This window comes from Streptomyces sp. AC1-42W, assembly GCF_003248355.1.
Taxonomy (GTDB): Bacteria; Actinomycetota; Actinomycetes; order Streptomycetales; family Streptomycetaceae; genus Streptomyces.
Map to the genome: position 1 here is coordinate 1,381,351 of NZ_QKWY01000001.1, position 14,389 is coordinate 1,395,739.

13 protein-coding genes are annotated in these 14,389 nt (G+C 72.0%); 6 read left to right on the forward strand and 7 right to left on the reverse strand.

The genetic code is table 11. The features are described from left to right. Positions 1 to 110 precede the first annotated feature (110 nt). The 6 genes from DNK56_RS06305 to DNK56_RS06330 form a co-directional block, all read right to left on the reverse strand. Positions 111 to 1,079: a DNA cytosine methyltransferase gene (locus DNK56_RS06305; protein ID WP_111331242.1), complete on the reverse strand. Its 969-nt coding sequence runs from the start codon at positions 1,077 to 1,079 to the stop codon at positions 111 to 113. After that, entirely contained in the window at positions 1,076 to 1,528 is a 453-nt protein-coding gene (locus tag DNK56_RS06310; RefSeq protein ID WP_199563864.1) for a very short patch repair endonuclease, read from the reverse strand. The genes DNK56_RS06305 and DNK56_RS06310 overlap by 4 nt, the downstream gene beginning before the upstream one ends. Positions 1,529 to 1,542: 14 nt before the next feature. After that, a complete protein-coding gene (locus tag DNK56_RS06315) occupies positions 1,543 to 4,464 on the reverse strand; it encodes a Z1 domain-containing protein (RefSeq protein WP_111331246.1) in 2,922 nt (973 codons plus the stop codon). A gap of 91 nt (positions 4,465 to 4,555) precedes the next feature. Beyond that, positions 4,556 to 6,085, reverse strand: a complete 1,530-nt coding sequence (locus DNK56_RS06320) for an ATP-binding protein (RefSeq protein WP_111331248.1) — start codon at positions 6,083 to 6,085, stop codon at positions 4,556 to 4,558. 129 nt (positions 6,086 to 6,214) lie between these two features. Further along, positions 6,215 to 6,721 (reverse strand): GNAT family N-acetyltransferase, encoded by a 507-nt coding sequence (locus DNK56_RS06325; RefSeq protein WP_111331250.1) that lies wholly within the window; start codon positions 6,719 to 6,721, stop codon positions 6,215 to 6,217. 5 nt (positions 6,722 to 6,726) lie between these two features. Further along, positions 6,727 to 7,734 (reverse strand): SEC-C domain-containing protein, encoded by a 1,008-nt coding sequence (locus tag DNK56_RS06330; protein WP_111331252.1) that lies wholly within the window; start codon positions 7,732 to 7,734, stop codon positions 6,727 to 6,729. Positions 7,735 to 7,866: 132 nt separating this feature from the next. On the opposite strand from DNK56_RS06330, the gene DNK56_RS06335 reads away from it, so the two are divergent. From DNK56_RS06335 to DNK56_RS06350, 4 genes are all read left to right on the forward strand, one after another. Further along, complete coding sequence (locus DNK56_RS06335) at positions 7,867 to 8,025, forward strand: DUF3311 domain-containing protein (RefSeq protein WP_111331254.1); 159 nt, start codon at positions 7,867 to 7,869, stop codon at positions 8,023 to 8,025. Further along, the gene (locus tag DNK56_RS06340; protein ID WP_111331256.1) at positions 8,022 to 9,533 is read left to right on the forward strand and encodes a sodium:solute symporter family protein; all 1,512 of its coding nucleotides are present in this window, start codon (positions 8,022 to 8,024) and stop codon (positions 9,531 to 9,533) included. Before DNK56_RS06335 ends, DNK56_RS06340 begins: the two co-directional genes overlap by 4 nt. 66 nt (positions 9,534 to 9,599) lie before the next feature. Continuing rightward, entirely contained in the window at positions 9,600 to 9,935 is a 336-nt protein-coding gene (locus DNK56_RS06345; RefSeq protein WP_111331258.1) for a DUF6412 domain-containing protein, read from the forward strand. A gap of 146 nt (positions 9,936 to 10,081) precedes the next feature. Beyond that, complete coding sequence (locus tag DNK56_RS06350) at positions 10,082 to 10,852, forward strand: YidC/Oxa1 family membrane protein insertase (RefSeq protein ID WP_111331260.1); 771 nt, start codon at positions 10,082 to 10,084, stop codon at positions 10,850 to 10,852. 163 nt (positions 10,853 to 11,015) lie between these two features. On the opposite strand, the gene DNK56_RS06355 is transcribed toward DNK56_RS06350, so the two are convergent. After that, the gene (locus tag DNK56_RS06355) at positions 11,016 to 12,221 is read right to left on the reverse strand and encodes an RNA-guided endonuclease InsQ/TnpB family protein (protein WP_241989780.1); all 1,206 of its coding nucleotides are present in this window, start codon (positions 12,219 to 12,221) and stop codon (positions 11,016 to 11,018) included. A gap of 246 nt (positions 12,222 to 12,467) precedes the next feature. Here DNK56_RS06355 and DNK56_RS06360 point away from each other — a divergent pair, with 246 nt between their 5' ends. After that, positions 12,468 to 12,788, forward strand: a complete 321-nt coding sequence (locus DNK56_RS06360; protein ID WP_111335529.1) for a hypothetical protein — start codon at positions 12,468 to 12,470, stop codon at positions 12,786 to 12,788. 537 nt (positions 12,789 to 13,325) lie between these two features. Further along, positions 13,326 to 14,339, forward strand: a complete 1,014-nt coding sequence (locus tag DNK56_RS06365) for a hypothetical protein (protein WP_111331262.1) — start codon at positions 13,326 to 13,328, stop codon at positions 14,337 to 14,339. Positions 14,340 to 14,389: the final 50 nt, after the last annotated feature.

Genomic DNA, 14,389 nt, shown 5'->3' on the forward strand with positions numbered 1-14,389 from the left:
CGAGGCCGCCTGGCCCTGCGAAAAGATCAACGATCCGAAATCTCGCGGTGGAGAGTGACGGATGGCGTGGGTGGGTCATGATACGCCAGTGTAGCCGGCCAAATTGCTGGTCAATCGCCAAGTGATCGGGTCCGCAGGGCCGCCGCGACCGCCGCGCCCAGCGCCTCGCCCACCGGGGGCGGCGAGGCGTGGCCGATCTGTCGGTACCGGGCTGTCTTGCGGCCCGCGAAGCGCCACTTCGCCGGGAAGCCCTGCAACAGCGCCGCCTGCGCGACCGTGAGCTTGACCAGGCCATCCGCGTCCGTCTCGGGGCCGGGCACCTCGTCGGCCAGGGCCCCTCCGTTGACCCCCATCCGGGCCCAGGCGGCCTTCGTGCCCGTCGGGCCGAGATCCGCGCCCCCGCGATTGTCGGAGCCGCCGACCAGCGTGGGAGCCACGGATACCGCCCTGGCCGCCCAGGCGTCGGCGCCGGTCCACCCCCGGGCGGCCATGGATCGCCGCAGCGCCGTGCCCACCGGCACATGCTCCTTCACCGTGGGCTCCGGCGGGCGGAACCGGCCGGCGTACCGTTCCTTGAGCGCGACGAGCACCCCCTGCCTCCGGTCCTGGGGCACACCGAAGTCCGCCGCGTTCACGACGAACCAGTGGAGTCGGTAGCCCAGGTGCTCCAGCTCCTCGCGGACGAATTCCCGCAGCGGCTCGAAGGCACCGGCGTCGACCAGCCCCGGCACGTTCTCCAGGATCACCGCGCGCGGCTGGATCGAGTGGGCGAGGAGCACCGCGGCCCGGAGAAGTCGCTCCTCCTCGTCCGTCTCCGCCCGGGCGACCGTCGCGCTCGACCGCAGACGGGGGAGGCCGGCGGACAGCAGGTCGACGTCGTACGTGTGCGGGTGCTCGTCCGGCACGAAGTCCAGCAGGTCCATCTCCAGGACCTTCCAGTGCGGCCGGTTCAGCGCGAGCGTCTCGCAGGCCACCGTCTTCCTGTCCAGCAGCAGTGCCGGATCGAACCCGGCGCGCTCCAGACCGAGGGCCAGCCCACCGGCCCCCGCGCACACATCCACGAACCGCAGGTCGCTCACGAGCCCCCGCCCCCTCGCCCCGTTCCCCTGGTGGACCTCTCGCGATCGACCGTCTCCGCGACCTTCTCGGCGACAGCGGCCGGCGCCTGGTGTTCCCAGAAGCGGAGGACCGTCCACCCCTCGGCGACCAGATGAGCCGTGGTCTCGGCGTCCCGCGCCATGTTGCGATCGAGCTTCTGCCGCCACCACTCGGCGTTGGACTTCGGTTGCGTCGCGTGCTCGGGACAGCCGTGCCAGAAGCATCCGTCCAGGAACACCGCCACCTTGGCCCGAGTGAAGGCGATGTCGATCGTGCGCCGGGACATGTGGGGCACCCGCTCGTTGAGGCGGTACCGGTAGCCGGACGCGTGCAGCAGCTTGCGGACCGCCACCTCCGGCGCGGTGTCGCGGCTCGCCTGGCGACTCATGCGGGCGGACACGGCCGGGGAGGAGGGTCTGGCGGTACTCATCACGACCAAGTCTCCTACGCCCGGCCCTCTTCGCGGTCGATGACGACGGAATCGCCCTTGCTCGAATCGATGGTGCGGAAGCGCACGAGGTTGCGCCGGCCCGCGCTCGCCGAGGCCGGGGCGACCAGACAGAAGGCCATGACGACCTCCCCGGCGTCGAGCGCGCCGTCCGGACCGGGGCTCGGCTCCGACTCGGTCAACGGGTAGAGGACCACGACGCCTCGCCGCTCGCGGACCAACGATTCGACGAAGGGGTCTCCGGAGTCCTCCAGCGCACCGGCGACCCGCAGGGCGACCCCGCGGTGCTTCGGCTCGCTGATCGCGCCGAAGAGGTCCCCGCGGCGCCGGGTACGGCGGGCCGGCGAGAGCGGTCCGTGCCCGAGGAGGCTCGCCTCGACCCGCCGGTCCGACGTCTGCTGCGGGGCGATCACCAACCAGTCGTCGATGCCGTCGCCCGCCTCGCCCGCGGAGACCAGGGACTGCAGATGCGGCGAGAACTGGGCGGGGGCCGACCATTTGAGCTCGCACAGGATGCCGAGCAGCGTGCCGTGGTCGATCGTGCCGATGCGCGCCCGGTAGCTGTCGTCGCGCCCGGCGGCGGCGCAGCGCAGGGTGACGAGGTCGGGGCCCAGCGCCCCCAGCGCCACCCCCCACGCTGCCGCGTTCGCCCGGAGTTCCGTGGGCTCCACCGGGTATGCCGTCGGTTCGACCCACTGGCCCGGGGAGCGGATCTCGACCAGTTCGGCGTTGAACATCTTGTTGCGGGCCGAGGGCTTGATCCAGGACAGGTGCTGGGAGACCAGCGGGGGGATCTGGGCCGGGGTGACCTGGGGTTTGCCGTCCACCAGGGTGGCGTAGCGGGTCAGCTGGGCGCGGAACGTTTCTTCGTCGCGGCAGATGGCCTCGAAGGCCTCGTACAGGTCGATGGTCTTCGTCTTGCCGAGGGGTTCCTCGCGGCCGATGTAGAGGCGGACCAGGTCGCGGTAGCCGGGGCGGAAGCCGAACCAGCGGCCCATCTGCATCAGGGTGTCGGCCTGCTGGGTGGTGCGGCGGTAGTACGTGACCGTCAGGCCCTCGACCGTGAAGCCCCGCGACAGCTTGGTGCCGCCGACCAGGATCTTCCACACGTGCGGGGTCCGCTCGAAGTCGAGGTCGGGCTGGTCGTAGTCGCGCTCGGTGTCGCCGTTGACGACCAGGACGGGGGTGCCGCCCGCGTTGATGAGCTGGCGGGCCCGCGAGACGTACGCGCGCAGCTCCTCGTACGAGTCCGGCGTGGGCAGCTCCGGGTCGGCGAAGCGGTGGAAGTCGGCGGAGAAGAGCGCGGCCAGCCGGTCGTGGCCCGCGCGGCCCGTGTAGCCGGCCTGGTGCCACATGGTGCTGATGCGCAGGGCCAGGGCCGTGTGCTCGGCCATGCGCACCGACTCGTGGACGAGCATCGTGTGGTGGCGGAACGGCCCCTCCAGCACGCCCCGGTCCGCGCGGTACAGCTTGAGCGCGCCCGTGAGGACGAACGCGTCGAGGGCCTCCTGGAGGCGGTCGCCGGTGGACTCGTAGATGCCGCGGATGTGCGTCTCCTCGGCGGTGCCCTCGTCCGTGTCGAGGTCGTGGAAGTCCTGGACGCCCATGTAGCCGGACGGGCGGGGCAGCGAGATCAGGAAGTCGCGCGGGAAGATGTCCGCGCTGTCGCCCGGGTCGATGAAGACGTTGGCGAACGGGGTCGCGGTGTAGCCGACGTACTGGGCGCGCGGCAGCAGACCGAGCAGCTCGGAGATCTGGCCGTTGATGGCCGTACGGGTGACCTTGCCCTCCTCCCACTTCTTCGGGTCCGTCGTGTTGACCGACGCCTGGTCCGACTCGTCGTCGATGATCAGCGCGGGGATCTCGGAGAGGATCGGGCCGATCTTCTTCAGGTCGTTGATCAGCTTGGCCAGGACGGACTTGTTCTTCTTCACGACCATGATCCGGGCCGCCGCGTGGTGCAGGTTGGCCGGGGCGTACAGCGGCTCGGTGCGGGACTGCTTCTCGAATTCGAGGGCGCGGATGCCGTTGAGCAGGCTCTTGTAGTCGTTGTCGCGGGTGGTGAGGCGTTCGATGTCGAAGGCGCCGAGGGAGGAGGGCCGGCCGCCGTGGCTGACGAACTTCTCCGGCCAGTCCGCGTCCTCCTGGTAGTCGATGCCGACCAGGGCGTCCGGGTCGGCCGGGTCCGCCCCGCGCAGGATGTTCTCCTGGCCGATCAGCTCCATGTCGAGCCGGCGCCGGGTCTGGCCCCGCAGCAGGTTCAGCGTGCCGCCGAGGACGATGACCAGGCGGTATCCCGCGTCGATGGCCTTGGCGGTGACCCCGGTGAAGTTGGCGGTCTTGCCCGACTGGACGTAGCCGACGACCAGCCCGCGCGCGTCGTACGCCTCGGGGCGGGTGGGGTCGGAGAGGCGCTCGACCACGGCGTGGCTCGCCTCGTCGAGGCCGGAGACCGCCGCGTCCGGCCAGCCCTTGGCGCGCAGCAGCCGCTCGTAGGCGTTCCAGTAGAACGAGCGGGCGGCGGCGGTGTCCCGCGAGTACCAGGAGGTGAACTCCTTGCTGATGACGGCCGGTCCGGGCTCCTTGAACACCGGGACGGCGCTGTCCAGCGCCTTGCGGAGGCCGGCGGCGAAGCCCAGCCGGTCGTACGCGTCCGCGCGGCGCGCGTCCGTACGGGGCGGTGCCTGGGACCAGTCGGCCTGCTCGGCCAGGTCCCAGGCGGTCAGGGTGCGGTGCCACAGCGCGATCAGCCCGTCCCCCGGATCGGCGGCCAGCACGCGGTCCAGGAAGAGGGAGAGCGTGGTGTCGGCGGGCTCCTCGTCCTCGGAGAGCGCGAAGGCCAGCTTCGCGAAGGGCCTGGGCCCCCGGCGCATCGCGGCCAGCACATCGCCGTGCAGGGTGAACAGGTGGTCGGTCATGACGGGCGGCTCTCTCGGATCGGCGCGGGAACGGGGGCGGCCAGGACGGGGGCGGCCAGGACGGGGGAAATGGGGAGGAGGAAGCGGGGGCTCAGCGCTCCATCTCGCAGCGCGCCGCCGTGACCAGGACGCTGTTCCACAGCGCCACGTTGTCGGTGTGGACGGCCCGGACCCGTTCCTTCTGGAAGATCTCGTTGACCATCAGATAGAGCATGCTCTTGATCACCGGCGCGTCGTTCAGCCCGCCGCGCCGGCCGCCGTTCAGCACCTGCCGGTACTCGCGGTTGAGCCGGACCTCCCGGTGCTCGCGGTCCAGCTCGAAGAACACGTCCGGCGGCAGTGTGTCCCAGCGGAACGCGATCGGGTCCTCGCCCTCCAGCTCCGGCAGCTCGTCGCGCAGCGTGCGCCGCAGCTTCGGGTCCATCCCCTTGCCCGCCGGCAGGACCGCCTTGCGCTGCGGCTCGGTGGCGCGCCGGGCCGCCTCCCGGTACGTGAGCGCCGCCTCCTGGACGTACGCGGCGAAGGCGTGGCCCGAGCCGTCCGCGGCCCGCTCCAGGCCGCGCGCGAACGCGGGGGTGACGGTCACGCCGTCCTTCTTCACGGTCAGGTTGAAGACGTCGTTCGGGCCGGGCGGCAGGTCGACGGCGATCCGGGCGAGCGCGAGGTGGCCCTCCGGGCTGCGGGTGCCGTTCCAGCCGCCCGCCTGGACGAGGCGGTCGTTGCGGTAGATGTAGAAGCCCTGGCGCTCGGCGAGCGGCCCGATGCCCCGGAAGCTGACCAGCGGGGACTTCGGCGGCCAGATGTGCGCGGTCAGCGGGACCTCGCCGACGCCCTCGACCGGCGCGGAGTACGTACGGGGGTAGCCGGCCCGGCCGGGCACCCGGTAGCCGAACGGGTCGATCGGCTCGACGCCCCGGTGGTCCAGCTCCTCCCTGGTCCGTACGTCCTCCACGACGATGTCGATGTTGAAGCCGTCGCGGGCCAGGAAGCGGTGGAGGTAGAGGCCCAGATGGGTCTCCAGCTTCTCGATCGCGTCGTTGAGATAGCGGTCGGTCTGCCCGGCGGTGATGGTCTCGAAGGCGCGGACCCGGTCCCAGCGCACGATCGTGCCGTGCCACTGGATGACGCCGTCGTAGCGGTCGACGAGGTCCTGGCAGTACTCCGGGTCCACGATGTCGCAGCTGAAGTCGGCCTGGGCGCGGGCGGTCAGCCAGCGCCGGCCGGTGGACGGGCTGCGCTTGGTGCGGCTGATCACGGTGAGCGATCCGGCGTGCGACAGGGAGGCCGCCTTGAGCCCCGCGCCGAAGTGACCCAGCGCGGCCTCCGCGTAGCCCTGCCGGCCGCCCACCGTCATCGCGGTGTCCAGCGCCGCGTCGTCCATGCCGCAGCCGTCGTCTATGACGAGCAGGCTGACCAGCCGGTCGTCGTCCCGCAGCAGGCTGACGACGACGTTGCGGGCGCCCGCGTCGATGGAGTTGTCGACGAGGTCGGCGATGGCCGCCTCGAACCCGTACCCCTGGTGGGTCAGCGACTCGACGTACCGGGCGGCGGGCGGGAGCCGCTTGGCGCCGGTGGTGGGGACCTCGAACTGCCAGTCGGCAGAGGGCTGGTACGGGGCCATGGAGCCTTCCTCGCGCGCACACAGAGCTGGGACCTGGGTGGGGAGGCGCGGCCCTGATGACTAGATGGGATGTGATGGTATTGCAAAGATGGGACAGCCGGGAATCCCGGTGGCCGCCGCGCCCCCCGTTCACGCCTCGCGGTGGCCCGCTCCCAGTTCGCGTACGAATTCCAGGCCGCGTTCGCCGTTGAGCAGGACCTCTTCGCCCGTGGCCACGAAGCCCGTGTGGCGCAGGACCGTGCGGGAGGCCGCGTTGGCCAGGCTTGCGCGGGCGCGGAGCATCGTGAGGGCGTACGTGGTGCGGCACAGGCCGAAGAGGTGGTGGACCGTGGCGGTCGCCAGGCCCCTGCCGGTGGCCTTCTCCGCGAGGCGGAAGCCGAGTTCGGCCGCGCCGTCGGAGACGTCCAGCAGGTTGAAGCGGCCCAGCACCTCGCCGGTGTCCTCCGCCACCAGGACGTGGAAGTGGCAGACGCCCGTCTCCTGTTCGGCGAGCAGGGCGGCGTGGCGGGCCGGGAAGTCGGTGAAGTAGGCGTCGCCGCGGTCCGGGACCGAGGCGGCGAAGAAGGCCCGGTTGGCCTCCTCGAACGCGAGGACGGCGGGGGCGTGGTCGGCGCGCAGGCGCTGGAGCGCGGGCATGTCCGTCAGCCCACCCGCCCGCCGTGGCACTCCCGGTACGACTCGCCCGAGCCGCACCAGCACGCCCCGCTCTTCGGCGGCGGCCACGGGACCGCGCGGCCCCGGGCGGCCAGGGTGGTGGCGTACTGGGGGAGCAGGTCCGGGTCCGCCGGGGACGCGGCCTCCGAGGCGGCGAAGGCCTCGTAGGAGGGGACCGTGCCGGTGACGATGCCGAGGTTCGGGGTGCCCGCCGCCTGGAGGTCGCGCAGCGCGGTCTCCAGGCGCGCCAGATGGTCCGGGTGCGAGGCGTACTCGCTGCCCAGGCCGGGGTAGGCGGTGAGCAGTTCGCGCAGTTCGTCCGCCGGCCAGTGCAGCACCGCCACCGGGAACGGGCGCGACAACGCCGTGCGGTACGTACCCAGTTCGGCGCGGAGCCGGGTGATCTCGGCACGCAGCTCGCCCGGGTCCGAGGAGCCGAGCGACCACAGGCGTTTCGGGTCGTGCAACTCGTCCAGCGGCACCGCCGCCGTGTGCAGCGTGTCGGCCAGCTCGTCCCAGGCGTCGTGCGCGGCGCCCATCAGCCTGCGCACCCGGTGGCGGCCGGTGAGCAGCGACTGGGTGGCGTACGGCACCTCCTCGCCCGGGGCGATCAGCAGCCGCAGGGCCGTGGAGAAGAGGTCGTGGGCCGCCTCCAGCTCGTCGTGGGCCTCCAGCGTCTCGGCCGCGATCTCCCAGGGCGCCGCCTCCTGCGGGGCCGCCACGCGCACGCCGTCGATGAGCGCGCGGGCCTCCGCCTCGTGGCCGTACTCCCAGAGGTTCGACGCGCTCAGCGCTTTCACCAGCTGCGGGTGCTCGGTGCCGGGGGAGTTGAGGAGTTCGTCGTAGAGCGTCGCGGCGCGGGCGCGTTCGCCGGCGAGTTCCAGGTGGGCCGCCGCCTGGAGGAGGAGTGGTTCGTGGTCCTCGGGGTACTGCGCCGCGGTGCGGAGCAGACGCTCGGCTTCGGTGATGTGGTCGGAAGGAGTGTCGGGGCGCATGGACCACACCGTACTGCTGTACGGGCCCGGAACGGGGGGCTTGTCCACAGGTGGGGAGAGCCTTCCGGTCCGCGCGGGGCCGAGCCCGTAAGGTACTCCGACGTGCTCAGACGACGTCCGCGGTTGTTGTGGTTGCTGGTCCCCTACGTCCTCTACCTCGGGGCGCTGCCGTTCGTGAACCGGGTCGAACCCGTCGTTCTCGGGCTGCCGTTCCTCTTCCTCTGGCTGCTCGGGGCGACCCTGCTGACCCCCGTCGCCGTCTGGCTGGCCCGGCGGGGTGACCGCCGGTGAACGCCACCGTCGCGACCGCCGTCTTCGGGGTCTTCATGGTCGCCACCGTCGCCCTCGGCCTGCTCGCCGTACGCGGTCGGCGCGGCGGCAAGGGCGGCCAGCATGGTGAGGGCGGCGGCGGGCTCGCCGAGTGGTCGGTGGGCGGACGCAGCCTGGGCACCGTCTTCATCTGGGTGCTGATGGCAGGCGAGGGCTACACCAGTTTCAGCTACCTCGGCGCCGCCGGCTGGGGCTACAACTACGGCGCGCCCGTCCTCTACGTCGTCGCGTACATGTCCTGCGGTTACGCGCTCGGCTACGTCGTCGGGCCCCTGCTGTGGGCGTACGCGCGCGAGCACGGGCTCGTCGGGATCACCGACATGGTGGCGCACCGCTTCGGGCGGCCCTGGCTCGGGGCGCTCGTCGCCGTCCTGGCGACCGTGTTCCTGCTCCCGTACATCCAGCTCCAGATCACCGGCATGGGCGTCGTCGTCTCGACGATCTCCTACGGCGCCATCAGCCTGAACTGGGCCTACTTCATCGCCTTCGCCGTCACCACCGGCTTCGTCGTCGTCAGCGGGCTGCGCGGCAGCGCCTGGGTGTCCGTGCTGAAGGACCTGCTGGTGATCGTCACGCTCGGATTCCTCGCCGTGTACGTGCCCGCGCACTACTTCGGCGGGTACGGGCCCTTCCTCGACCGGCTCGTCACCGAGAAGAGCGACTGGCTGACCCTCCCCGGCCACGGCGACAGCGGCCTCGGGCAGGCGTGGTTCATCACCACCTCGTTCCTCAACTCCCTCACCGTCGTGATCTTCCCGACCACCGTCGCCGGCTACCTCGGCGCGAGGAACGCCGACGTGCTGCGCCGCAACGCCATGTGGCTGCCCGCCTACAACGTCCTCCTCTTCGTCCCGATGCTCCTCGGCATGGCCGCGCTGTTCGTGGTGCCGGGGCTCGTCGGCGCCGAGTCCAACCTCGCTCTGTTCGAGCTGGTCACGGACTCGCTGCCCGCCTGGTCGGTGGGCGTCATCGGGGTCGCCGCCGCGCTCTCCTCGATCGTGCCCATGGCCGTGTTCATGCTGGTCATCGGCACGATGTGGGGCCGCAGCGTGCTCTCGCTCGTGCCCCGCTGGGAGCGCCGGCAGAAGGGCGCCGCGCAACTGGTCGTCGTGGTCGCGGGCTCCCTCGCGCTGCTGCTCACGTACACCGCCCCCAACACTCTCGTCCGCCTTTCCCTCATCTCGTACGAGGGCATGGCGCAACTGCTGCCCATGGTGCTGCTGGGGCTCGTGTGGCGCCGGCTGACGCTGCTCGGGGCGCTGAGCGGGCTCGTCGTCGGGGTGGGCGCGGTGTGCGGGTTCGTGTTCACGGACAACGACCCCGTGTGGGGCGTGAACGCGGGCATCGTCGCCCTCGCCGCAAACCTCGTGGTCGCGCTGGCGGTGACGTACGCGGGGCCGCGCGAGCACGACGCGCGGCCGGACGAGGAGGTGCTGGCCCGCGACGAGCCGGTTGTCAATGCACGTTGACGGCACGGGTTCGTCGTGTATAACGGATGGACCGGCCGCAGCCATCCGGAGAGGGGGGAACCGCCCATGGGCAGCTACGCCGTGAACCGCGTACGCGACGGACTCTCCCGCCTTCTGCGCCCCGCCGGGCTGCTGCTCCTGCTGCTCACCGAGGTGCTGCTCGCCGAGGGCGGCACCCTCTCCGCCGCCGTCGCGCTCGCCGCCACCGCGGCCGCCGGCACCGCGCTCGCCGCCTGCGCCGTCATCAGCGCCCGCTGCGCCGCCCCGGTGCCCCGCACCCGGGTCCGTACGGCCATGCGCGACCGGGAGAAACGCACCGCGTTCCTTCCCCAGCGGGACCCCGACGCGCAGGGGCGCCGCCGTCCCCGAGCACCGGGCCGCGCCGTCCCGACGGCCGCGTAGGGCACCCCGCCCCCGCTCCTCCCGACCCCGCAGGGGTACGGGCAGCGCCCCGACCCCGTACGGGCACGGGCATCTCGCGGACCGTCACGCCGAAGCAGTTCCCTTCCGCTTCCCGGCACGACGAGCCTCCCGGAGACACCTCAGCCATGTCCGCGTTCATGTCCGCATTCGCCGCTCTGGTCGGCGCCCTCGCCGACCTCCTCCACCCGCTCTTCCAGGGCGCCGCCACCGCCGCCGCGATCGTCCTGTTCACCGCGCTCGTCCGGCTCGCCGTGCACCCGCTCTCCCGCGCCGCCGCACGCGGCCAGAAGGCGCAGCGCCGGCTCCAGCCGCAGATCGCCGCACTGCGCGAGAAGCACGCCAAGAACCCCGAGCGGATGCAGAAGGCGCTCATGGAGCTGCACCGCGAGGAGAAGGTCTCGCCGTTCTCCGGCTGCCTGCCGAGCCTGCTCCAGATGCCCGCGTTCTTCCTGCTCTACCACCTCTTCTCCAGCCGGCGGATCGGCGACGAGGCCAACGCGCTCCTGGACCACCAGCTGTTCGACGCCCCGCTCGGCGAGCGCTGGCACGACGCCCTCGCGCACGGCGGGGTCTTCGGCGCACAGGGCCTCGTCTACCTGGGCCTCTTCGCGATCGTCGCCGCCGTCGCCACGTTCAACTACGGGCGGACCAAGCGCCAGATGGCCGCGAACCCGGCCGCCCCGGTGACCGGCCCGGACGGGCAGCCGATGCCGGGCATGGGCGCGATGACCAGGCTGATGCCGATGATGTCCTTCTTCACCCTGTTCACCGTCGGGTTCGTGCCGCTGGCCGCCGCGCTGTACGTCGTCACCAGTACCACCTGGACCGCGATCGAGCGGGCCTACCTGTACCGCGACATGACCGCCCCCGGCACCGCCGTCGCCCCCGCCGCCTGACGGCGGGGCCGGCCCGGCCGGTCCAGGGTGTGAACAGGGTCTTGCGGGGTGATCGGACGTCTTGGAGGATCGGACAAGCCTGCGATGGCCGCTACCCATCCGACGGGCCCGATCCCGACCGAGGACCGACCGAGGAGAGAAGACTCTTGACATCCTCCCCGCCCTAGGAAAGGGCGAGGATTTCTGGCTCACGTTGGCTGGGGACCTGCGGTCCGCCGGCTCTTGCACGATCGGCACCAGCCGGGTTGAGACCAGCCCGGACCAGCATCACGCGGGGGGAGTTCTTGTCCCTGGGGGACACGGCTCCGCACGCGGTGCAGGTGTAGGTACGTTCCGAGAGAGGTAGTGCGTGCTTGGTTCTCGCTCCGCACTGTGCGCAGTCCATGGTGGTGTGCGCGGGATGCACGAGACGGACGTCCCGGCCGTGCTTACGCCCCATCTCGATGAGGGCTGTCTTCGTGGCGCCGATCGCGGCATCGGCGGCCTTGCGGGCCATGCTGGTCTTCGCCAGGAACTTCGGCCGGAAGTCCTCGATGGCGATGGCGTCGTGGTCGCGGACCACCGCCTTGGCCCACTTGCGGGCGGTGTCCTGCCGCTGCCGGACCACCTTCTTGTGCACCTTCGCGGCCTGCCGCCGGGCGTGGCGGTAGCCCCTGGACGCTGCCTTGCCCCTGGCGGGGCGGCGGCGGGCCATCATCCGCTGATAACGCCCAAGCCTTTGCGCCGCGCTCCTGCCGTGTTCGGGGTGGGGGAGGTCGTGGGCGTCGGATGTGGTGGTGGCGGTCTCCTTCACGCCCCAGTCCACGCCGAGCACGCGCCCTGTGGCGGGCAGCGGCTCGGGTTCGGTGGCGACGACGAACGACGCGTACCAGTGCCCCAGACCGTCCCGGTACACCCGCACGCTGGAGGGTGTGGCCGGAAGGGCACGGGACCACACGACCGTCAGGACGATGCCGCCCGCAAGGTGGAGACGGCCCTCCTTGAGGCGGAATCCGCGCCGGGTGTAGTTCAGCGTGGGCAGTGCGTCCCGCTTTCGCTTGACGCGGGGCATCCCGGCCCGCCGCCGCACCGGCACCCTGGCCTCGATGTCCTTGACCGCCTTGGCACGGGACTTCGCGAAGTCACGGATGACCTGCTGCTGCGGCACCGACGCACCCTCACGCAGCCACACCATCGACTGCCGAGCCCCGGTCAGCAACCTGTCGAGCCGGCCCGGACCACACGTCGTCTTCTCAGCCGCGTCCCGGTTCGCGGCGTGAACCTTGCGGGACACCGCCACGCACTCGTTCCACACCCACCTGCACCGCGCCCACTCCGCCTCCAGCCGGGCGAGCCCGGAACCCTGCTCGGCCGTTGCTGTCGTCGCCATGATCCGCAACCTAACAGCCCCCACTGACAACGAAAGAGAACGCAGGTCGGAACCAATGAACAGCGAACTCCGCCTGGCGGCCTGCTTGGTTGTGGTGGTTTGCTTGGGAGCGGTCCTGATGGGAGTTGCTGTGCCGCTGATTGTCAGGGAAGTCAGATCCTGTTCGGAGGGGTGGGGTGCGGGGTGACGGGCTCGGTTTCCAGGTCGCCGGCGGCGACGCGGGCTGATGTGATGCGGGCGCAGGCCATGGCGGAGGTGAACCTGCCGGCTCCGCTGCTGGCGCTGTGGAGCGTGAGGGACGGCCTTCTCACCGAGTCCGGTGTCGCCGTGTACTCGGCGGGGGACATCGGTGAACGCAATGCCACGTACGAAGTCGCGCGGTATGCGCCGGGTTTTCTCCTCGTCGGTGATGACAGCGGTGGCCGCGGTTTCCTCCTGCGTGCCGATGACCCGGACTCCGCCGTGTTCTCCTCCGGGCTGGGTGATCTGGACCCTGCGGACTTCGACGTCGTTTCCGTAGACTTCACGTCCTGGGTCGAGTCGCTCGGTCCTGCTCCACGCTGTTGACGGTGGGCACCGTCGAGTTCGCTCACCGCGTGGGGTGGGTGGGGCCGATCGTGCTGGTGGATCTTGTTCGGACATGGGTACGGCCACCACTGACCATCGGTGCTTGAATCCTCCAACTGGAGGAGGATCCAAGACACTGGTCGTCCAGCCCGTGCACGATGCGGTCCACCGGCTCCCAGGATGTCGCCGTCGGCAGGAGGGGGCCCGGAGGCGGCGGCCACGCGCCGCCCGGTCAGCTCGCCGCCCGCCCGCGATGGTGCGCCCGCCGCCGATCGGGCGGTCGTCGGCCGTCGTTCCGGTGGGCACCGGCACGTCTGCCGCGCGGCGCCGGGTGCGCGTGGCAGGGTCGCCGGGCAGGCGTGTTCCGCGGCGCGCCGCTCGTCCGACCGGTGGGCGGGGCCGCGGCTCGTCTTCCGGGCCGGTGCACTTCGGGTCCGGGGCCGCGGCGTGGCCGGCGGATCAGGGGCGCGACCCCGGTCCTGATCCGCCGGTCCGCGCCGGCCGACCGTCGTCGTACGAAGTGGAGGCCGGTCCGCCATGCCGCCCGAACCCGTTGAGCCCGCCGAGGCCCCCGAACCGCCCGGGAGCGGCCGGACACGGCACGGCCTCGCGCTCGGTCTCGCCGCCGCCAGCGTCATGCCCGTCGTCCTCGGCGGGGCGACCGCGTCCGCCGCACCGCAGCGCGGCCCCGTCACCAAGGCGGCCACCCCGGCGGCGCCCGCGCCCGGCCGGACCGGCTGCGGGGACCCGGCGTCGGACGACTTCCCCATCGACACCCGTATCCACGGCGGCCCCGACACCTACGCGTCCGGCGGCGGCTACGGCACCTGGTTCCTGGACCTGACGAACACCACGGCGGAGCCCTGCCGGGCCGTCCACCCCGTCCTCGTCCTCACCGACGAGGACCGGACCCTGACCTCGGACCAGATCCGGCTCCGGTTCTCCGAGCGCGCCCGGCCCGGCGTCGAGCACCGCGTGACCTGGGAGACGACGGACCGGGACGAGCACATCGGGGTCTTCGGCGGTGACGGCGACGACGCCTTCCCCGGCTTCACCGTGCCCGCCGGGCGCACCGTCACCGTGCAGGTCCGGCTCGCCTTCACCTCGGACGCCGCCCCCGGCCGGATCACCGCGAACGCCGCGGTCGTCCAGCGCCGGGGCGCCGGGGACGGGGCGGGGGGCGGCGACGGGGAGTGGGTCGGCGAGTCCGGCGACTACCCGTTCACCGTGGTCGAGGGCGGCGGTACGGACGCGACGGACAGGGACGACATGGGTATCGACGGAACGCGGGAAGAGGGGAGCGGCACGGTGAGGGGCAAGGGCGACGAGGGGTACGCGGACCCCGGCAGGACCGACACGACGCCGCCCGGCGCGGCCCGCCGCCCCCTTCCGCCCGGCACCGACCCGGCCGGGTTGCCGGAACTCGCCAGGACCGGCATCTCCGTCCCCGTGACCCTGCCCGCCCTCACCGTCTCCGGCTTCCTGATCGGCGGCGGCGCGATGGTGCTCACGACCCGGCACACCCGCCGCACCCGCCGCGCGCACCGTTGATCACCAGGTGGTCGGCCGTTACCTCCAGGTCGGGCACTCCGCCTAAACTC